Origin of the sequence: Curtobacterium sp. 260 (genome assembly GCF_030803485.1) — a bacterium.
In the GTDB taxonomy this organism is placed as follows: domain Bacteria; phylum Actinomycetota; class Actinomycetes; order Actinomycetales; family Microbacteriaceae; genus Curtobacterium.
Genome location: NZ_JAURUY010000005.1, coordinates 73,794 through 94,213 on the forward strand (window position 1 = coordinate 73,794; position 20,420 = coordinate 94,213).

The 20,420-nt window shown below is 72.5% G+C and carries 16 protein-coding genes and 1 tRNA gene; 3 read left to right on the forward strand and 14 right to left on the reverse strand.

From position 1 onward, the window contains the following. Nucleotides 1–123 precede the first annotated feature (123 nt). On the forward strand, nucleotides 124–471 hold the full coding sequence (locus J2X59_RS08130; protein ID WP_326496417.1) for a PaaI family thioesterase: 348 nt from the start codon (nucleotides 124–126) through the stop codon (nucleotides 469–471). A gap of 4 nt (nucleotides 472–475) precedes the next feature. On the opposite strand, the gene J2X59_RS08135 is transcribed toward J2X59_RS08130, so the two are convergent. From J2X59_RS08135 to J2X59_RS08160, 6 genes are all read right to left on the reverse strand, one after another. Beyond that, on the reverse strand, nucleotides 476–946 hold the full coding sequence (locus J2X59_RS08135) for a GNAT family N-acetyltransferase (RefSeq protein ID WP_326496317.1): 471 nt from the start codon (nucleotides 944–946) through the stop codon (nucleotides 476–478). 298 nt (nucleotides 947–1,244) lie between these two features. After that, complete coding sequence (locus J2X59_RS08140) at nucleotides 1,245–1,850, reverse strand: ANTAR domain-containing response regulator (protein ID WP_022903868.1); 606 nt, start codon at nucleotides 1,848–1,850, stop codon at nucleotides 1,245–1,247. Between the two features lie 231 nt (nucleotides 1,851–2,081). Further along, nucleotides 2,082–2,162 (reverse strand) — tRNA-Leu (locus tag J2X59_RS08145). Between the two features lie 41 nt (nucleotides 2,163–2,203). Beyond that, the gene (locus J2X59_RS08150) at nucleotides 2,204–2,761 is read right to left on the reverse strand and encodes an MOSC domain-containing protein (protein ID WP_326496318.1); all 558 of its coding nucleotides are present in this window, start codon (nucleotides 2,759–2,761) and stop codon (nucleotides 2,204–2,206) included. Continuing rightward, nucleotides 2,758–4,335, reverse strand: a complete 1,578-nt coding sequence (locus J2X59_RS08155; RefSeq protein ID WP_326496319.1) for a HAMP domain-containing sensor histidine kinase — start codon at nucleotides 4,333–4,335, stop codon at nucleotides 2,758–2,760. The genes J2X59_RS08150 and J2X59_RS08155 overlap by 4 nt, the downstream gene beginning before the upstream one ends. After that, complete coding sequence (locus tag J2X59_RS08160; protein WP_326496320.1) at nucleotides 4,332–5,015, reverse strand: response regulator transcription factor; 684 nt, start codon at nucleotides 5,013–5,015, stop codon at nucleotides 4,332–4,334. Before J2X59_RS08160 ends, J2X59_RS08155 begins: the two co-directional genes overlap by 4 nt. 215 nt (nucleotides 5,016–5,230) lie before the next feature. Here J2X59_RS08160 and J2X59_RS08165 point away from each other — a divergent pair, with 215 nt between their 5' ends. Further along, entirely contained in the window at nucleotides 5,231–5,713 is a 483-nt protein-coding gene (locus J2X59_RS08165; RefSeq protein ID WP_326496321.1) for a hypothetical protein, read from the forward strand. 84 nt (nucleotides 5,714–5,797) lie between these two features. Here J2X59_RS08165 and J2X59_RS08170 read toward each other — a convergent pair whose 3' ends face one another. From J2X59_RS08170 to exaC, 3 genes are read right to left on the reverse strand one after another with little or no spacing between them, the layout of a single operon-like run. After that, nucleotides 5,798–7,006, reverse strand: a complete 1,209-nt coding sequence (locus J2X59_RS08170) for a GAF domain-containing protein (RefSeq protein WP_251159772.1) — start codon at nucleotides 7,004–7,006, stop codon at nucleotides 5,798–5,800. Between the two features lie 54 nt (nucleotides 7,007–7,060). After that, nucleotides 7,061–7,474 (reverse strand): DUF779 domain-containing protein, encoded by a 414-nt coding sequence (locus tag J2X59_RS08175; RefSeq protein ID WP_066654485.1) that lies wholly within the window; start codon nucleotides 7,472–7,474, stop codon nucleotides 7,061–7,063. Continuing rightward, nucleotides 7,474–9,015 (reverse strand): acetaldehyde dehydrogenase ExaC, encoded by a 1,542-nt coding sequence (gene exaC / locus J2X59_RS08180; RefSeq protein WP_326496322.1) that lies wholly within the window; start codon nucleotides 9,013–9,015, stop codon nucleotides 7,474–7,476. Before exaC ends, J2X59_RS08175 begins: the two co-directional genes overlap by 1 nt. Before the next feature lie 222 nt (nucleotides 9,016–9,237). Between exaC and J2X59_RS08185 the strand changes: the two genes are divergently transcribed. Then, the gene (locus J2X59_RS08185; RefSeq protein WP_326496323.1) at nucleotides 9,238–9,810 is read left to right on the forward strand and encodes an HdeD family acid-resistance protein; all 573 of its coding nucleotides are present in this window, start codon (nucleotides 9,238–9,240) and stop codon (nucleotides 9,808–9,810) included. Nucleotides 9,811–9,898: 88 nt separating this feature from the next. On the opposite strand, the gene J2X59_RS08190 is transcribed toward J2X59_RS08185, so the two are convergent. The 5 genes from J2X59_RS08190 to lgt form a co-directional block, all read right to left on the reverse strand. Beyond that, a complete protein-coding gene (locus J2X59_RS08190) occupies nucleotides 9,899–10,975 on the reverse strand; it encodes a VIT1/CCC1 transporter family protein (protein WP_251155024.1) in 1,077 nt (358 codons plus the stop codon). Nucleotides 10,976–11,283: 308 nt separating this feature from the next. After that, entirely contained in the window at nucleotides 11,284–12,729 is a 1,446-nt protein-coding gene (pyk, locus tag J2X59_RS08195; RefSeq protein WP_066654495.1) for a pyruvate kinase, read from the reverse strand. 139 nt (nucleotides 12,730–12,868) lie between these two features. Beyond that, on the reverse strand, nucleotides 12,869–14,326 hold the full coding sequence (locus J2X59_RS08200; RefSeq protein WP_066654496.1) for a glutamate synthase subunit beta: 1,458 nt from the start codon (nucleotides 14,324–14,326) through the stop codon (nucleotides 12,869–12,871). 95 nt (nucleotides 14,327–14,421) lie between these two features. Then, nucleotides 14,422–18,897 carry a glutamate synthase large subunit gene (gene gltB / locus J2X59_RS08205; protein ID WP_442781421.1) on the reverse strand — a complete coding sequence of 1,492 codons (4,476 nt, stop codon included), beginning with the start codon at nucleotides 18,895–18,897 and terminating at the stop codon, nucleotides 14,422–14,424. A 347-nt stretch (nucleotides 18,898–19,244) separates the two neighbouring features. Further along, on the reverse strand, nucleotides 19,245–20,240 hold the full coding sequence (lgt, locus tag J2X59_RS08210; protein ID WP_326496325.1) for a prolipoprotein diacylglyceryl transferase: 996 nt from the start codon (nucleotides 20,238–20,240) through the stop codon (nucleotides 19,245–19,247). Nucleotides 20,241–20,420 lie beyond the last annotated feature (180 nt).

A 20,420-nucleotide genomic window follows, 5' to 3' on the forward strand; every position in this document is an offset into this window, starting at 1 on the left:
TACCGACGCCATCCGACACGGGAGTCCGCGAGCGTGACCGACGACGTGACCCACGAACCGACCACCTCCGGAGCCGTCGACGAACGGCTGTCCGAGCGCGGCACGGGCGAACTCGCCACGAAGATGGGCATGGAGATCACCGAGCTGAGCGCGGAGCGCGCCGTCGGGTCGATCCCCGTCGAGGGCAACCGCCAGCCGGTCGGGCTGCTGCACGGCGGAGCGTACGTCGTGCTCGCCGAGAGCCTCGGGTCGATGGCCGCGAACGTGCACGCCGGGCCCGGCCGCTACGCGGTCGGCATCGAGCTCAGTGCGTCGCACTCCCGCAGTGCGACGAGCGGCCGGGTCACGGGGACCTGCACGGCGATCCACCTCGGCGGCACGCTCACCACCCACGAGATCGTGCTCACCGACGACGAGGGCCGACGCTGCTCCACCGTGCGGATCACGAACATGATCCGCGAGCGGCGCTAGCGGTTCAGTCCTCGGGCGGTCGCTGCAGCAGCAGGCGGGCATCGCCGAACCCGAGCCGACGGTAGAGCGTCTCGCCGACGACGCTCGAGTGCACCACCACGCGCTCCGCGCCGGCCTCGTCCGCCACGTCGAGCAGCGCCGCGACGAGGTCCTTCGCCACGCCCGCTCCGCGGAGGTCCGGGTGCACGTAGACGCTCTGCAGTTCGGCAGCGACGCGACCCCGAGGGCGGTGCGGCACCGGCGGACGGGCGTTCAGTGCGAGCCACGCCATCCCCAGCACCTCCCCGTCGCGCTCCGCGACCACGCACCGGTGCGAGTCGGCGTGCTCGGCGGCGAAGGACGACATCGCCTCGCGGTACTCGTCGGGGGTCGCCGTCGGCCCGCGCCCGTCCTCGTCCACGCTCCAGCGCCAGCGCAGGTCGGCCACCGTCGGCATGTCCTCCGGCCGGGAGGCACGGATCACCACGTCGTCCATGCCCCCACCCTGCCACGTGGCGCCGCTGCGGCGGGGCCGACCCGCGCCTCCCGTCCGGCGCGCTGCCGCGGCCCCGCCGCTGCACGCGGTCTCCGACACGGAACGCGTCGTTCGACAGGTGCGGTGCCGCACGATGCGCGCGTACCCGGTGCAGGCGCATCGTCCGACGTCGCACGTGACGATCGACCGGCGCGATGTCGGCCGGTACCCGTGCACCGACGTCCGCGGGGTCCGGAACGCGGAGAGCGCCGCCGGACGGTGTCCGGCGGCGCTCTCCGCGTGAGCGAGCGGGTGCTCGTTACTTCTTGGCGCTGAGCTGCTCGATGATCGCCTTCGCGACGTCGTGCATCGTCAGACGACGGTCCATCGACGCCTTCTGGATCCAGCGGAACGCCTCGGGCTCGGTGAGGCCCATCTTCTCGTTGAGCAGGCCCTTGGCGCGGTCGACGAGCTTGCGGGTCTCGAACCGCTCGACGAGGTCGGCGACCTCGGCCTCGAGCGTGATGATCTGCTGGTGCCGCGAGAGGGCGATCTCGATCGCGGGGAGCAGGTCGTTCGGGGTGAAGGGCTTCACGACGTAGGCCAGGGCACCGGCTTCGGTCGCGCGCTCGACGAGGTCCTTCTGGCTGAACGCCGTGAGGAGGACCACCGGAGCGATGTGGTTCTTGGAGAGCTTCTCGGCAGCGGAGATGCCGTCGAGCTGGGGCATCTTGACGTCCATGACGACGAGGTCCGGGCGCAGGTCGGTCGCGAGCTGGACGGCGGTCTCACCGTCGCCGGCTTCCCCGACCACGTCGAACCCGTTGTCGCGGAGGATCTCGACGATGTCGAGACGGATGAGCGACTCGTCCTCGGCGACGACGACGCGACGCGGTGCTGCGGGGGTTGCTTCTGTGTCACTCACGACCGAGAGCCTACTAGACGGAGCGCGTGGCTTCCGTCAGCTGTGGATGCGCGGTTCGACGAACTTCTATACGAGTGGCGGGACGCTCGGTGCGCCCAGCCCCGCACGCCGTGAGCGACCTCGTACGAGTGGCGGGACGCTCGGTGCGCCCAGCCCCGCACGCCGTGAGCGACCTTGCACGAGTGGCGGGACGCTCGGTGCGCCCAGCCCCGCACGCCGGGAGCGACCTTGTACGAGTGGCGGGACTCGAACCCGCACGCCGTGAGGCAGAGCATTTTGAGTGCCCCGTGTCTACCGTTCCACCACACTCGCGAGGGCTCCAGGCTAGCAGGGCCCGGCCCCGCCCCCGGTCCTCACACCGGGGCGAGCGGTTGCAGCGCTCCCTCGGGCAGCTCGACCCGGACGGCGTCGCCCGCGCGGACGATGCCCCCCGTCACGACGACGCCCATCACGCCGCCCTTGCGCTCCACGGTGCCGTCCTCCGCCCGGCCGAGGACCGCGCGCAGCAGCCCCGGGTCGAAGTCGTTGATCTGCTGGCACGGGTTCCGGAGCCCGGTCACGCGCACACAGGCCTCGTCACCGAGGTGGAGCAGGGCCCCGGTCGGCAGTCCGAGCAGGTCGACGCCGCGGGTCGTGACGTTCTCCCCCATGTCCCCCGGCACGACGGTGTGCCCGGAGGCGGCGACCTCGTCGAACACCTCGGCGTGGAGCAGGTGGACCTGCCGCAGGTTCGGCTGTGACGGGTCCCTGGCGACGCGGGAGCGGTGCTGCACGGTCGTCCCGGCGTGCGCGTCGCCGTCGACGCCCCACCCCGCGACGAGGGTGATCTCCTCGACGACGGGCTTGCTGAAGCGGTGCTCGGCGTCGCGGCTCACCGCGACGATCCGTCCGTTCTCCTGATGAGCGCTCACGTCCCCATCGTGGCAGACACCGGGGCCGGAGCGACACCCCGGTCCGCGCCCGACCCGGGGTCGACGGCGCGGGTCGCGCGGGGCAGGCGGAGCACGAACCGCGCGCCGCCGAGCGTCCCGTCGTCGTCGTGGACGAGCGTGCCACCGTGGGCGACCGCGATGCCGCGGGCGATCGGCAGGCCGAGTCCGGCACCACCCGACCGGACGTCCCGCGACTCCCCCAGTCGGACGAGCCGGTCGAACACGCGCTCCCGGTCGCCGACGGGGATGCCGGGCCCGTCGTCCTCGACCACGAGCGTCGCCTCGTCGGCGTCCGTGCCGAGGGTCAGCCGCACCGTCCCCGTCCCGCCCGTGGCCCGCGCCGCGTTGTCGACGAGGTTGCCGAGCACCTGCGCGAGTCGGTCGGCGTCGACCTCGACCGGGACGGGCTCGGTCGGGAGTCCGGGGTGCATGGTGATCCCCGGCAGCCGGAGCTCGAGCCGGTCGACCTCGGCGCGCAGCCACGGGACGAGGTCGGTCGGCCGCCGGTCGAGCGCGATCCCCCGGTCGAGTCGCGCCATCGTGAGCATGTCGTCGACGAGGCGCGCCGCGCGGTCGGCCTGGCGGACGACGTGCACCGCGAGCACCTCGGTCGTCGCCGGGTCGTCGCCACCGCTCCGGACCAGCGTGTCCGCCGCCGCGCGGACGCCGGCGACGGGCGTGCGGAGCTCGTGTGCGGCGTCCGACAGGAAGCCCCGGACCCGTTCCTCAGCGGCCACGGCCTGCGCCTCGGCACCCTCGACGGCGTCGAGCATCTCGTCGAACGCGGCGGCGACGCGGCCGATCTCGGTGTCCGTCCTGGCAGGGCGCAACCGCCGACCACGGTCACCGTCGGCGATCGAACGGGCCGTCGCGGTGACCTCGTCGAGCGGACGCAGCGCGCGACGCACGACCAGGACCACTCCGACCACGGCGACACCCAGGAACACCGCGGACGCACCGCCCATCACCCAGCCGAGCTGCGTCAGGGTCTCCTGCACGTCGCGGGTGCCGGCGGTCAGTGTGATGCGTGTGCCGTCGTCGAGGACGGACCGGAGTGTGAGCACGCCGTCGTCCTCACTGGCACGCGACGACACCACCGTCGCACCGGAGGACGCCGATGCACCGGAGGACGCCGACGCACCCGACGACGCCGGTGCACCGGCGTCGGCAGCCCCGGTCGAGCCGCTGGAGGACGACCGGTCGCGCGGCGCCGGACCCGGGAGCTGCCCGGGGTCGGGCGGTCCGGAGCGCAGCTGGTCGGGTGTCGGCCCGGCCTCGACCGCGGCGCCGTCGGGCTGCACGATCCGCACCGAGAGGCCCTGCGCCGACAAGCGGTCGGCGAGGTCGTCCGCGTCGAGCACCCCCACGAGTGCGGCAGCGGCGGCAGCCCGGTCCCGCAGTCGGTCCTCGACCTGAGCACGCAGTCGGGCGCCGAGCACCGCCTCGACCGCGACGACGAGCCCGGCCAGCAGCACCGCGAGCAGCACGAGCACCGCGACCACGGTCCGCAGTCGCAGCGAGGACGTGCGCAGCCGTCGGTCGACCGCGGTCACGCCGCGCCCCGGTCGACGGAGAGCCGGTACCCGAGCCCGCGGACCGTGTGCACGAGCCGGGGACCGTGCACCTCCATCTTGCGGCGGAGTGCGCTGAGGTGGACCTCGACCAGGTTCGGCGCGATGTCCTCGTAGCCCCACACCTGCGTCGTGATCTGCCCCTTGGAGACGGTCCGGCCACGGCTCTCGGCGAGGAACCGCAGCAGCCGGAACTCCGTGGCCGTCAGGTCGAGCAGCACGCCGGCGCGTCGCACGGTCGCGCCCTCCGGGTCGAGCACGAGGTCGCCGACCTCGATCACCGACGGGACCCGACCGCGGCGGCGGAGCACGGCCGTGACGCGTGCCACGAGCTCGGCCATCGCGAACGGCTTCACCACGTAGTCGTCGGCCCCCTCGGCGAAGCCGCGCAGCCGGTCGTCGAGCTCGTCGCGGGCGGTCATCATCACGACGGCGGCGTCCGACCGCGTCCGGATCCGTGCCGCGAGCAGGATGCCGCTCGGTCCGGGCAGCATCCAGTCCAGCAGGACGAGGTCGGGAGCGGCGCGGTCGAGGTCCTCGGCGATCGTCCGGCCGTCGGTGGCCTCGGTCACGACGAACCCCTCGGCGCGCAGGGTCGCGGCCACGGCGGTGAGGAGGGAGTCGTCGTCCTCGACCACCAGGACACGTGCGGGTGCGTTCACGGCGGACACGGTAGGTGGGCACTGCCCGCAAGCAGCATGGAGGACGCTGGACGAACCCTGTGCTTCAGTCCTGCTTCAGGTTCGAGCTCGACCGTCGTCCTCGTCGCCGGACCGCCCCGGTCCGCCGACACCGACACGGAAGGCACACCATGCAGGACGAACGACACGACCAGCCTCTCACCGCGCCCGACCGCCGTCGGCGCACCCTGCGTCGCGTGGGGATCGGTTCCGCGGCCGCCGCGGCGCTGCTCCTCGGCGGGCTCGGCGTCACCGCTGCCGTCGCGGACGGCTCCGGCGCACCGAGTGCCACGAGCGCACCGACGGGAGCGCCGAGCGGCGCACCGAGTGGTGCACCCTCCGGTGCTCCCACTCCGGGCACGAAGGGTGCCCCCGGTCCCGGCGCGAAGGGCGCGGAGGGCGCCGCTCCGGCTCCGGGCTGCGTGGCAGCTCCGCCCGCGGCCGGCGACGCCCCGAAGCCGAAGGACGGCGCCGTCCCCGCCCCGCCGGAGGGCGCGGACGCCCCGAAGCCGCCCACGGGCTCCGACGCGCCGAAGCCGGAGGACGGGAACGCGCCGAAGCCGGAGGAGAGCGACGCACCCACGCCGCCGAAGGGCACGGACGCCCCGGAGCCGCCGCAGCCGGACCGGGACGGCGGCACGGACGGCTCTGCCACCCCGGCACCGACCTCCGGGTCCTGAGCGGGACGACCCGGTGCGGGAGGCGCGCGTCGTCGGCCGGACGGTCGACGCGTGGCGTGCCTCCCGGCCGGGCCGGGTCGCCCGTCACGATCCGTCGAGCGCCTCGATCGCAGCCACCAGGGCCGACCGACGCGGCGACCGCGGCGGCAGGACCGCGAGCAGCGCGCGCAGCACCTGCGCGTCGGCGGCGCCGTCCGCCGTCCGCGCCCACGCCTGGAGCGCCTCGACGCCACCGTCGGCGACGAGCGCCTCCCGGAACCGCGTCCTGACCCGGTCGCGCAGGTCGTCGACGCCCGGCGAGACGGAACCGGGCAGGACCGGGCCGACGTACCGGTCGACGGCCTGGAGGCGCGCCCCGCGGTCGAGCGCGGACAGGACGGAGTCGACGTCCGTCCGCAGCCCCTGGAGTCGGTACGGTCGCGAGGTCACCGTCGCACCGGGGGCGTGCGCCGCGAGCACGCGACGCAGGCGCACCACCTCGGCACGGAGCGTGGTGACGGCACCGCGGTCGCCGTACACGGCGACCGCCAGGTCCGCCGCCGCGAGGCCGCCGGGCGTCGATGCGAGCACCGCGAGGATCTCCGAGTGCCGTTCCGACAGCCGGACCGTGCGCCCGTCGGAGGTCAGTGTCGCGGTGTCCGAGCCGAGGAGGGCCAGTCCGACGGCCGGACACGGCGCACCGCGGCCGCGTCCACGGGGCACGTCCCCGGTCGGTCCGGGGGTGCGGAGGCCCTGCACCGCCCGGAGTGCCAGTTCCGCCTCGGCCACCGCGGCCGTGGCGACGAGGAGCGGCAGGGTGTGGCGTTCGACCGCGCGCGCATCGCCGGTGATGTCGAGCGCCCCGACGACGGCGCCGGTCGGGTCGTGGAGCGGCACCGCCGTGCACGAGAAGGCCTTGACGGCGGTCGCCCAGTGCTCGTCCGCGTGGATCTGCACCGCCCGGTCGAGCCGCAGGGCCGTACCGGGCGCGCTCGTGCCCGCGCGCTCCTCCGCCCAGTCCGCACCCGGCAGGAAGCCCATGTCCTCGGCTGCGCTGCGGGCGGGACGCGCGCCGTCGACCCAGACGAGACGCCCGGCGGCGTCGGTGACGGCGACGACGCACCCCGCGGACCGCACGTCGTCGAGCAGCAGCCGCCGCACCACGGGCAGTGCCGTCCCGAGCGGCCCGTGGCGGCGGAGCGCGTCGAGCTCGTCGGGCCCCAGCGCCAGCGACGGCCGGTCGTCCGGGTCGACCCGGGCACAACGACGCCAGGACGCGGCGACGAGCGGACGCAGCCCCGCGGGTGCGCGCATCGGGCCTCCTCGTGACGAGACGTCCGCCGCGTCGTCGCGGTCGACGGGGTCAGCCTACGTCCGGTGGTCCGCGGGGACCAGACCGAGGTCGTCGAGCTCGTCGTCGGTGAGCATGCGCGACCGCGTGAGGAACCGCTTGCCCTCCGGCACCTCGAGCGAGAAGCCCGCGCCCCGACCGTCGACCACGTCGATCGTCAGGTGCGTGTACTTCCAGTACTCGAACTGCGCGCGTGACATCCAGACCTCGACGGGTCCGGTGCCGTCGACGTCGAGCGCACCGAGGAGCACGTCGGCCGGCCCCGTCCGGAACATCCCGACCGGGTAGCACATCGGGCTCGACCCATCGCAGCAGCCGCCGGACTGGTGGAACATGAGCGGCCCGTGCCGGGCGGCGAGGGAGCGCAGGAGCTCCCCCGCCGCCGGCGTCACCGCGACGCGCGCCGCGGCCGGGCGGTCCGGGTCGGGCATCAGAAGAAGCCCATCGGACCGTCGGCGTACGACACGAGCAGGTTCTTCGTCTGCTGGTAGTGCTCGAGCATCATCTTGTGGTTCTCGCGCCCGATGCCGGACTGCTTGTACCCGCCGAAGGCCGCTCCGGCCGGGTACTGGTGGTAGGTGTTCGACCACACGCGACCGGCCTGGATGTCACGCCCGGCGCGGTAGAGCGTCGTCGCCTCGCGGCTCCAGACCCCGGCACCCAGTCCGTAGAGGGAGTCGTTGGCGATCCGGATGGCGTCGTCGTAGCCGTCGAAGCTGGTGAGCGCGAGCACGGGGCCGAAGATCTCCTCCTGGAAGATGCGCATGGCGTTGTCGCCCTCGAAGACGGTGGGCTGCACGTAGTAGCCGCCGGACAGGTCACCGCCGAGGTCCGCCCGCTCGCCGCCCGTCAGCAGCTTCGCCCCCTCCTGCTTCCCGATGTCGATGTAGCTCAGGATCTTCTCGAGCTGGTCGTTCGACGCCTGCGCACCGATCATCGTCACCGGGTCCAGCGGGTGTCCCTGCTTGACCGCGCGCACCCGGTCGAGCCCGTCCGCGACGAACCCGTCGTAGATCTCGCGCGCCACCAACGCCCGGGACGGGCACGTGCAGACCTCGCCCTGGTTGAGGTTGAAGAACGCGAACCCCTCGAGGGCCTTGTCGTAGAAGGAGTCCCGCTCCTGCGCGACGTCGGCGAAGAACACGTTCGGGCTCTTCCCGCCGAGCTCGAGCGTCACCGGGATCAGGTTCTGCGAGGCGTACTGCATGATGAGCCGGCCGGTGGTGGTCTCCCCGGTGAAGGCGACCTTGCGGATGTCCGGGTGCTGGGCGAGCGGCGCGCCGACCTCGATGCCGAACCCGTTCACGACGTTGAGGACCCCGGCGGGCACGAGGTCGCGGATCAGTTCCACCAGCACGTGGATCGATGCCGGCGTCTGCTCCGCGGGCTTGAGCACGACGCAGTTGCCGGCGGCGAGGGCGGGCGCGAGCTTCCACACCGCCATGAGGATCGGGAAGTTCCACGGGATGATCTGCCCGACGACGCCGAGCGGTTCGTGGAAGTGGTAGGCGACGGTGTCGTGGTCGATCTCCCCCGTCGAGCCCTCCTGCGCGCGGATCGCTCCGGCGAAGTAGCGGAAGTGGTCGACGGCGAGCGGGATGTCCGCGCCGAGGGTCTCGCGGATCGGCTTGCCGTTCTCCCAGGTCTCGGCGACCGCGAGCTCCTCGAGGTGCGCCTCCATCCGGTCGGCAATCCGGTTGAGGATGCCGGCGCGCTCGGCGACGCTCGTGCGCGACCAGGCGGGGAAGGCCCTCCAGGCGGCCTCCACTGCCCGGTCGACGTCGGTCGAGTCGCCCCGGGCGACCTCGGTGAAGACCCTGCCCGTCACCGGCGTGGGGTTCTCGAAGTACCGGCCGCCGGCGGGCGGGACGTACTCGCCGCCGATGAAGTGGTCGTACCGGGAACGGTAGGAGACGAGCGCCCCGTCCTCGCCGGGTGCGGCGTAGGTCGATGGCGATGCTGCGATGGTCATGGTGGACACCTTTCGACGACGCTGTCGGTGGCGCTGGTCCAGCACCTGCGGCGACGGTACGACGCCGGGGGTTGCAAGCGGTTGCGCCGGGTGGCGACCCCGGGCGCCGGCGACCGCCCCGGGCGCCCGTGACCTCCCCAGAGCGCCCGCGGCCTCCCCGGACACCGGCGACCGCCCCCGGGTACCGTCGGTGTCCTCGCGGACCGAGCGGAAGGGGCACCCGTGGACTCTCGCGCCGTGCGGTCCTTCCGTGCGTTCGTCGTCGCCACGGCCGTCGTCGCGATCGTGCTCGGCATCGTGGCCGTTGTCTGGCCCGCGCCGTCGATCGTGCTCGTCGCCCTCGTCTTCGGCGTCTACCTCGTGGTCGCCGGCACGATGCGCGTGGTCGCCGCGGTCCGCGGGCACGGGACGTCCGCGGTGTGGCGGTGGACGGCGGGTGCCGTCGGCGGGCTCGTCGGGGTGGCGGGACTCGTCGCGCTCGTCGCTCCCGCCGTCCCGCTCCTCGTCTACGCGGTGCTGGCCGGGGTGGGGTTCCTCGTGGAGGGCGTCGCCGCGCTCGTCGGTGCCGTCGTGGGCCACCCCGGTTCCTCGCGATCGCCGACCGTGGTGAGCGGCCTGCTGTCGTGCATCGGCGGCGTGGTCGTGCTCGTCGCGCCGGCGCTCGCGCTGTCGGTCTTCACGGTGTTCTCCGGCATCGCGCTGATCGGCGTCGGCGCGGCCGCGCTCCTCCTGCTGCCGCCGCGCGCTGCGGTCCGCCGTGAGGCGGTCGGCACCGGTCGCACCGACCGGCGGTGAGGGTCGCCAGCCCCGACGACCGGTGACCGCCGACCGGGTGCCGACTCCGCGCTGCCGGTCCCGAACAGCAGGCCTGGCCGGGTGACGGCTACGCGCTGCCCGTCCCGAACAGCAGGCCGAGGCCGTACGTCACGACGGCGGCGCCGAAGCCGATCGCGAGCTGGCGCAGCGCCCGCCGCAGCGGCGACGCGCCGCTGAGCACGCCGACGACCGCGCCGGTGCCGAGGAGCGCGATGCCGACCAGCACGGCCGCGAGCACGATCGCCGGCCAGCCCTCGAGCCCGAACAGGTACGGCAGCACGGGGATGATCGCGCCCGAGGCGAAGAAGCAGAAGCTCGACACCGCCGCACTCGTGCCGCTCCCCACCGCCTCGTGGTCGTCGGTCGCGGCGGCTGCCGTGACCGTTCGACCGCCGAGGACCTCGGCCGCGTGCTCCTGCGCCGCGGCCTCGTCCATGCCCCGGGCCCGGTAGACCAACGCGAGCTCGTTCGCGTCGACGTCGAGGTCGGCCACCGCGCGCCCGGCCTCGGGGTGGGGTGCGGAGGCGTCGAGCAGCTCGCGTTGGGACCGCACCGAGACGTACTCCCCCGCCCCCATCGACAGCGCGCCGGCGAGCAGCCCGGCGATGCCGCTGAGCAGCACGAAGTGTCGATCGGCGCCCGAGGCACTGATGCCGATGATCAGCGCGAGGTTCGAGACGAGTCCGTCGTTGGCGCCGAACACCGCTGCGCGGAAGGTGCCGGACAACCGCATGCGCCCGCGGTTCGCGAGGCCGCGGACGACCTCGCCGTGGATCCGCTCGTCGGCCGCCATGCGCGCGGTCGCGTCGTCGTCGTCGGCGTAGGGCGAACGGTCCTCGGCACGCTGCATGAGCGCCAGGACGAACACGGAACCGAACCGCTTCGCGAGCGCGGCGAGGACCCGGGTGCGGAGGCTGCCGCGGAGCGGCCGCCCGACGTCGTCACCGAGCAGGTCGAGCCAGTGCTGCTCGTGCCGGCCCTCGGCGTCGGCGAGTGCGGCGAGGATCTCGCGTTCCTCACCGGTCCTGCGGGTCGACAGGTTCCGGTAGACCGCGGCCTCCGCCCGCTCGTCCGCCAGGTAGCGGCGCCAGCGGCGGACGTCCGCTGCGGTGGGTGCGGTGGGGCGGTCGTCCTGGAGGCTCACAGCACCGATCCTGCCCGCTCGGCCCGACGCGCGGTCGCGCCGCACCGCGGGTGGCCGGTTCCTGCGTGTCGAGACCGCCGCGGACCGGGCGAGACGCCGCCGTCCCCACGAGACGGCGCCGGATCCGGCGGCGTCTCGCTCGCTCCGGTCCGTCTCACGGCGACGCCGGCGTGTCGGCACGCCGGCGACTCGACGCGACGCAGGGGCGGACCAACGCGACAGGGCGCGGACCGGAGGCCGTGCGCGGTGTCGCGCCGTGCCTCCCGTCCGCGCCCTGTCGGCGAGGTGACCGGGTGCGGTGACCGGGGTCAGTCCCGCACGTAGGCGGGAGCCGCCTCGGCGTGCGCGTCGCCGACGCGGTGCACGCGCAGGTCGTTCGTCGAACCCTCGAGTCCGGGGGGCGAGCCGGCCGTCACGATGACCCGGTCGCCGGGGGCGGCGAGGCCGTTCGCGAGCAGCACGTCGTCGACCTGCGAGAACAGCTCGTCGGTGTGCGTCTTGCGCTCCACGAGGAACGAGCGGACGCCCCAGGTGAGCGCCATGCGGCGACGCGTGGCCTCGTTCGGGGTGAAGGCGATGATCGGCAGGCCGTGGCGCAGTCGGGACATGCGGCGGGCCGAGTCGCCGGACTCGGTGAAGACGCAGAGGTACGACGCCTCGGTGAACTCCGCGATCTCGACCGCGGCGAGCGTGATCGCGCCACCGAGCGTGCGCGGCTTCGTGCCGAGCGGCGCGATGCGCTCGAGGCCGTGGTCCTCGGTCGACTCGACGATGCGGGCCATGGTGCGGACCGTCTGCACCGGGTACTCGCCGACGCTGGTCTCGCCCGAGAGCATGACGGCATCCGCGCCGTCGAGGACGGCGTTCGCGACGTCAGAGGTCTCGGCACGGGTCGGGATCGGCGACGAGATCATCGACTCGAGCATCTGCGTCGCGACGATGACCGGCTTCGCCATGCGGCGGGACAGCTCGACGGCGCGCTTCTGCACGATCGGGACGGCCTCGAGCGGGAGCTCCACGCCGAGGTCACCACGAGCGACCATGATGCTGTCGAAGGCGTCGATGATCTCCTCGAGGGCGTCGACGGCCTGCGGCTTCTCGACCTTGGCGATGATCGGGAGGCGCTTGCCCTCCTCGTCCATGATCTCGTGGGCGCGGACGACGTCCGAGGCGTTGCGGACGAACGACAGCGCGATGAGGTCGGCGCCCTGACGGATCGCCCAGCGGAGGTCCGCCTCGTCCTTCTCGCTCAGCGCGGGGACGTTGACGGCGACGCCGGGCAGGTTGATGCCCTTGTTGTTCGAGACCGTACCGGCGACGACGACCTCGGTGCGGACACGCACGCCGTCGGTGTCGAGCACGCGCAGGCGCACACGGCCGTCGTCGATGAGCAGCGGGTCACCGGGCTTGACGTCCTGCGGCAGGCCCTTGAACGTCGTGCCGCAGATCTCCTTCGAGCCGGGGACGTCCTCGGTCGTGATCGTGAAGACGTCACCGACCGCGAGCTCGTGCGGACCGTCGGCGAACTTCGCCAGACGGATCTTCGGACCCTGCAGGTCGACGAGGATCGCGACCGGCTTGCCGAGGTCCTCCGCGGCGCGACGGACGTTCTCGTAGTTGGCCTCGTGGACGCTGTAGTCACCGTGGCTGAGGTTGAGGCGGGCGACGTCGACGCCCGCTTCGATGATCTCCTTGACGGTCTCGTAGTCCGACGTAGCCGGACCGAGCGTCGAAACGATCTTTGCGCGTCTCAATGGATTCCTTCGTGTGGTGGGTGGTGCCGGTTTCCGCGCTGTGGGGCCGCGCGGAACGAGAGCAGGCCACCAGCACCCTATCGAGTGCCGGTGGCCTGCTGCTCATCGGTGGACCGGTGTTCCGGGGGCGTTCACGGCGTCAGACCGTGAGCGCGCGGTCGGTGGCCTTGACGGGCGCCGGCAAGATCGTCGAGCCCTCGAGGTACTCGTCGACCTTGGACGCAGCCGCGCGTCCCTCGGCGATGGCCCAGACGATGAGCGACTGGCCACGGCCGGCGTCGCCCGCCACGAACACGCCCGGCTCGTTCGTCGAGTAGTCGGCCTGGCGGGCGACCGCGCCCGACACCGTGGCGGGGAGCCCGAGCTGCGGCTCGATCGTGTCGGTCTCCGGACCGGTGAAGCCCATCGCGATGAGCACCAGGTCGGCGGGGATCTCGCGCTCGGTGCCCGCCTTCGGCACGCGCCGGCCGTCGAGGTACTCGGTCTCCGCGACCCGGAGCGCGCGGACCTCGCCGGCGGCGTTGCCGAGGAACTCGACGGTCGACGCCAGGAAGTGCCGCTCGCCGCCCTCCTCGTGGGCGCTCGTGACCTCGAACACCGTCGGGAACATCGGCCACGGCTGCTCGGACGGACGTTCGAGCGGCGGCTGCTTGCCGATCGCCAGGTTCGTCACGCTCAGGGCGCCCTGACGGTGGGCCGTGCCGATGCAGTCGGCGCCGGTGTCGCCACCGCCGATGACGACGACGTGCTTGCCCTCGGCGGTGAGCTGGTTGTCGACGGTGGTCCCCGCGTTCGCCTTGTTCTGCTGGACGAGGTAGTCCATCGCGTAGTGGACGCCCTCGAGGTCACGCCCCGGGATCGGCAGGTCGCGCGGCACCGTGGCGCCCGTCGCGACGACGACCGCGTCGTAGCGGGACTTCAGGTCGTCCCAGGTGATGTCGACGCCGATCTCCACACCGGCGCGGAAGCGGGTGCCCTCGGCCTGCATCTGGGCGAGGCGCGCGTCGATCTGGCGCTTCTCCATCTTGAAGTCCGGGATGCCGTAGCGCAGCAGGCCGCCGATGCGGTCGTCGCGCTCGTACACGGCGACCGTGTGCCCGGCGCGCGTGAGCTGCTGGGCGGCAGCGAGACCGGCGGGGCCGGACCCGACCACCGCGACGGTCTTGCCGGTCAGGCGCTCCGGCGGGTGCGGGGTGACCCAGCCGTTCTTGTACGCCTCGTCGATGATCGAGACCTCGACCTGCTTGATCGTGACCGGCGGCTGGTTGATGCCGAGCACGCAGGACGCCTCGCACGGGGCCGGGCAGAGCTTCCCGGTGAACTCCGGGAAGTTGTTGGTCGCGTGCAGACGCTCGATCGCCTGTCGACCCTCACCGCGCCAGGTCAGGTCGTTCCACTCCGGGATGAGGTTCCCGAGCGGGCAGCCCTGGTGGCAGAAGGGGACGCCGCAGTCCATGCAGCGACCGGCCTGTCGCTTCAGGGCACCGGACTCCTGCTGCTCGTAGACCTCCTTCCAGTCCATGAGGCGCACGGGCACGGGACGGCGGGGCGGGAGCTCGCGCTCCTGCACCTTGAGGAAGCCCTTCGGGTCAGCCATGGTTCGCCTCCTGCTCGGTCTGGGTCTGGACGGGGATGTGGGTGTGGATGTCCGCGTCGGTCGGGATCGGGGTCCGCACGGCGGCCCGGGTCGTGTCAGCCACCGGTGACCTCCAGGATGCGGTTCCAGACGACGGTGCCGTCGGGGTCGAGGCCCTCGTCGACCGCCTGCTGGCGGGTCGCGAGCACGGCGGCGTAGTCCCGCGGGAGCACCTTGACGAAGTCGCCGAGGTCGCCGGAGTCGAGCAGGTCGCCGGCCACGGTCGACCCGGTCTCGGCAAGGTGCTGCCGGAGCAGGTCGGTGACGATCTCGACGTCGGCGCTGTCCAGTTCCTCGAGCCGCAGCTCACCGGTCGCCAGCGCGTCGGCGTTCACGTGTTCCCGACGGAGGCCGCGCACGTACGCGGTGCCGCCGGACATGCCGGCGCCGAGGTTGCGTCCGGTCTCGCCCAGGATCAGTGCGAGCCCGCCGGTCATGTACTCGAGTGCGTGGTCGCCGACGCCCTCGACGACCGCGGTCGCGCCGGAGTTGCGGACGAGGAAGCGCTCGCCCACGATGCCGCGGATGAACATGCTGCCCTGGGTCGCGCCGTAGCCGATGACGTTGCCTGCGATGACGTTCTCCGACGGTTCGAACGCCGACTCGGTGTCCGGACGGACGACGATGGCGCCGCCGGACAGGCCCTTGCCGACGTAGTCGTTGCTGTCCCCGACCAGGCGGAGCGTGATGCCGGCGGGCAGGAACGCACCGAGGGACTGCCCGGCCGAGCCGCGCAGCGTGATGTCGATCGACCCGGCGGGCAGGCCGTGCTCGCCGTGCCGCAGCGTGACCTCGTGGCCGAGCATGGTGCCGACCGCGCGCTCCGTGTTGCGGATCGGCAGGTCGAGCGCGACGGAACCACCGTGCTCCAGCACGTCCGCCGTCTGCTGGACGAGCTGCACGTCGAAGTGCTCGTCGAGCTCGTGGTCCTGCTCACGCAGGTGGCGTCGGGGCTCGTCGCGGCCGAACTCCGGTCCGTGCAGCACCGGCGCGAGGTCGAGACCGGAGGCCTTCCAGTGCTCGACGGCACGGTCGGTGTCGAGCGCGTCGACCTGCCCGATCGCCTCGTCCAGCGTGCGGAAGCCGAGCTCGGCGAGGAGCTCCCGGACCTCCTGCGCGATGAACTCGAAGAAGTTGACGACGAACTCCGGCTTGCCCGTGAAGCGCTTCCGGAGCTCCGGGTTCTGCGTCGCGACGCCGACCGGGCACGTGTCCAGGTGGCAGACGCGCATGAGGATGCAGCCCTCGACGACGAGCGGAGCCGTCGCGAAGCCGTACTCCTCGGCGCCGAGCAGCGCCGCCACGACGACGTCACGGCCGGTCTTCATCTGCCCGTCCACCTGCACGACCACCCGGTCGCGCATGCCGTTCAGCATCAGGGTCTGCTGGGTCTCGGCGAGACCGATCTCCCACGGGGTACCCGCGTGCTTCAGCGAGTTGAGCGGGGACGCGCCGGTGCCACCGTCGTGGCCCGACACGAGCACGACGTCGGCCAGCGCCTTCGTCACGCCCGCTGCGACCGCGCCGATGCCGGACTGGCTCACGAGCTTCACGTGGACGCGCGCGGCCGGGTTCGCCCGCTTCACGTCGAAGATCAGCTGCTTGAGGTCCTCGATCGAGTAGATGTCGTGGTGCGGCGGCGGCGAGATGAGTCCGACGCCGGCGGTGGCGTGCCGCGTGCGGGCGACCCACGGGTACACCTTCGTCGGCGGCAGCTGCCCGCCCTCGCCCGGCTTCGCGCCCTGCGCCATCTTCAGCTGGATGTCGGTCGCGTGCGTCAGGTACATGCTCGTGACGCCGAACCGACCGGAGGCGACCTGCTTGATCGCACTGCGACGCTCGGGGTCGAGCAGACGCTCGACGTCCTCGCCGCCCTCGCCCGTGTTCGAGCGCGCACCGAGGCGGTTCATCGCGATCGCGAGGGTCTCGTGGGCCTCTTGTGAGATCGACCCGTAGGACATCGCGCCGGTGTTGAACCGCTGCACGATCGACTCGATCGGCTCGACCTCGTCCAACGCGATCGGCTTCCGGACGCCGTGACGGAACCGGAACAGACCGCGGAGCGTCATGAGCTCCTCGGACTGGTCGTCGACCGCCTGCGAGTACTCGCGGAAGATGTCGTACCGGCGGGCACGGGTGGCGTGCTGGAGCCGGAACACCGTGTCCGGGTTGAACAGGTGCGGCGGACCCTCACGGCGCCACTGGTACTCGCCGCCGGTCTGCAGCCGCTCGTGCGACAGCACGGCGCCGTCCTGCGGGTACGCCTGGGCGTGCCGCTCGGCGTTCTCCTTGGCGATGACCTCGATCCCGACGCCACCGAGGATGGACGACGTCCCGGTGAAGTACCGGTCGACGAACTCCTGGCTGAGCCCGACCGCCTCGAACGCCTGGGCGCCGGCGTAGCTGGACACCGTCGAGATGCCCATCTTCGACATGATCTTGAGCACGCCCTTGCCGAGCGCCTTGATGACGTTCCGGACGGCCTGCTCCGGGGTGATCCCGGTGATCATACCCGAGCGCACGAGGTTCTCGCAGGTCTCCATGGCCAGGTACGGGTTGATCGCCGAGGCGCCGTAGCCGATCAGGGTCGCGACGTGGTGGACCTCGCGCACGTCGCCGGCCTCGACGATGAGGCCGACCTTCATGCGCTGCTCGGTGCGGATGAGGTGGTGGTGCACCGCAGCGAGCAGCAGCAGGCTCGGCACGGGTGCCTGCTCGGCGTTGCCGTCACGGTCGGACAGCACGATGAACTGCTTGCCCGACTCGATCGCCTGGTCGACCTCGTCGCAGACCGCGGCGATGCGCTTCTGCATCGCCTTCTTGCCCGCGTCGACGCGGTACAGGCCCTTGATCGTCACCGTCAGGTGGCGACCGGACTCCGTCTCGAAGTGCTGGATCTTCGCGAGCTCGTCGTTGTCGATCACCGGGAAGTCGAGCACGATCTGCTTCGCGTGCTCGGGCCCGGCGCTCAGCAGGTTGCGCTCCGGCCCGAGGCCCATGCCCATCGAGGTGATGACCTGCTCGCGGATCGAGTCCAGCGGCGGGTTCGTCACCTGCGCGAACTGCTGCGTGAAGTAGTCGAACAGCAGGCGCGGGCGCTCGGAGAGCACGGCGATCGGCGTGTCCGAGCCCATCGCGCCGAGGGGCTCCGCACCCGTCTGCGCCATCGGGCGGAGGAGGATGCGGACCTCTTCCTCCGTGTAGCCGAACGCGCGCTGTCGCCGGGTCACCGACGCCGGGGTGTGGACGATGTGCTCGCGCTCCGGCAGGTCGCTCAGGTTGATCCGGCCCTCGTCGAGCCACTGCGCCCACGGCCCCGAGGTCGCCAGCTCGCGCTTGACCTCGTCGTCCTCGATGATCCGCCCGGCCTCGGTGTCCACGACGAACATCCGACCCGGACGCAGGCGGCCCTTGCGGACGACCTTGCCCGGCGGCACGTCGATGACGCCCGTCTCCGAGCCCATCACGATGAGGCCGTCGTCGGTCACCAGGAATCGCCCGGGACGCAGGCCGTTGCGGTCGAGCGTCGCGCCGACGACCGCGCCGTCGGTGAACGTGATGGCCGCCGGGCCGTCCCACGGCTCCATGAGCATCGAGTGGTACTCGTAGAACGCCCGCAGGTCGGGGTCCATCCCGACCTGGTTCTCCCAGGCCTCCGGCACCATCATCGACACCGCGTGCGGCAGGCTGCGGCCGGTCAGCGTGAGCAGCTCGAGGGTCTCGTCGAACGACGCCGAGTCGCTCGCGCCCGGGCTGACGATCGGCAGCAGCGGTGCGAGGTCGCCGAGCAGCTCGCTCTCGAGCTGCGACTGGCGCGCCCGCATCCAGTTCCGGTTGCCGCGGACGGTGTTGATCTCGCCGTTGTGGGCGAGCGTCCGGAACGGTTGCGCCAGCGGCCACGACGGGAAGGTGTTCGTCGAGTAGCGCGAGTGCACGATCGCGAGCTTCGAGGCGAAGCGCTCGTCGCTGAGGTCCGGGTAGAACGGCTCGAGCTGGAGCGTCGTGACCATGCCCTTGTAGACCGTGGTGCGGCTGGACAGCGACATGAAGTAGACCTCGACGCCGTGCTCCGCGCGCTTGCGCAGTCGGAAGGCCTGCCGGTCGAGGGCGATGCCGCTCCAGGCGGCGCCGTGCACGTCGTGACGGGTGGAGGCGACGAACAGCTGCTCGAACGCCGGCATCGCGGCGCGCGCGAGCGTCCCGAGGACCTCCGGCCGAACCGGGACCGCACGCCACCCGAGGACCTTCAGGCCCTCCTCGCGGGCCAGGCGCTCGACCGCACCCTTCACCGCGTGGCGCTCGTCCTCGTCGACGGGCAGGTAGGCCGTCCCGACGGCGTACTCCCCCGCGGCGGGCAGGTCGAACGGCACCTCGTCGCGCAGGAACGCGTCCGGCACCTGGCACAGGATGCCCGCGCCGTCACCGGTGCCCGCGTCGGAACCGACGGCACCGCGGTGCTCGAGGTTCCGGAGTGCACCCAGCGCGGCGTCGACGATGTCGTGCCCCGCGGTACCGCGGAGCGTCGCGACCATCGCGAGGCCGCAGGCGTCCTTCTCGTTCGCCGGGTCGTACGCACCGGTCGCCTCGGGCACGGCCGAGAATCGTCGGTGCGCCGGCTGCAGGGAGCGCGTCGAACGGGGGGCAGGGTCTGGCTGGAGCGCCATGGGGAACCGTCCTCACGAGGGAGTGGAACAGGGACGTCGGTGGCCCGGTGGTGCGTTCCGCCCGAGCGGGCGGACCTGGTGCCCGTGCGCGTCGCCGTGGAGGGTGCGCAGACGACGCGCGAGGTGGCGGGGCCGCTCGTGGCGACCCGACCGTTCGGATGGTGCCCCGCGGCCGGCGGGTGCCGTCCGAGGAGCCGGTGCTGCCGGTCGCGGAGTTACCGCGCGCGGCCTGCTGCTGGGACCGGATCGGCGTCGTCGGCGACCGCCGGAGCGTCGTCGTCGTGTTCCGACCAGGTGTCGTCCGAGTCTACATCGGAGGACCGACGCGGCTCGCGACCCGGCAGGTACGGGCTGGGCTCGTTGCCGGTGTGCCGACGGGTCTGCACGAGGAAGATCACGATGCCGAGCAGGATCGCGGCGAAGGACATCCAGACGTTCGTGCGGATCCCGGCGAAGGTCTCGCTCGTGTCGACGCGGATGGACTCGAGGACCGAGCGACCGGTGCCGTACCAGATCAGGTAGAGCGCCATGACCTTGCCCCACTGCAGCCGGAACCGCTTGTCGAGCAGCAGGATCACGACGACGCCCAGGACGTTCCAGATGATCTCGTAGAGGAAGGTCGGGTGGAACAGGGTGCCCTCGGGCAGCCCCTTCGGGAACGCCGCGTTCGTCGACTCGATCTCGAGCCCCCACGGCAGGCTCGTCGGCATGCCGAAGAGCTCGTGGTTGAAGTAGTTGCCGAGGCGACCGAACGCCTGGGCGAGCAGGACGCCGGGAGCGATCGCGTCGATCAGGGTCGAGAAGCGCAGGCCCACCTGACGGCACCCGATGTACGCACCGACCGACCCGAGGATGAGCGCGCCGAAGATGGCCAGCCCGCCCTCCCAGATGTAGAGGAACGAGAGCGGGTCACGCCCCGGCCCGAAGTAGTCGCTCACGTGGCTGAACACGTGGAACAACCGACCGCCGATGATGCCGGCGGGCACCGCCCAGATCGCGATGTCGATGATGATCCAGCGCTCGACCCCGCGGGCGTTGAGCCGCCGGTTCGCGAGCACGACGGCCGCGACGATGCCCAGCAGGATGCAGATCGCGTACGCGTGGATGCGGAAGTCGAGCGGGAGCGACCACCCGAAGACGTCGCGCAGCCAGGCGGTCAGGTCGAAGTACTGCCACGCGGTGCTCGGGCTCGGGATGCTCAGGAGGGGCATGGAGGTGCTGTCGCCTTTCGGTGCTGGACGGCCGCGGTGCCGCTGGAGGGTCGGCCCCGCTCACTGTAGCGCGGGAACCGCGCCGACCAGGAACGGGGTGGGTCGACCTGTAGGAACTGGGAGCACGGTGCACGGGAGGCGCGGTGCCGGTGGGCCGGTCGACCCACCGACACCGCGCCT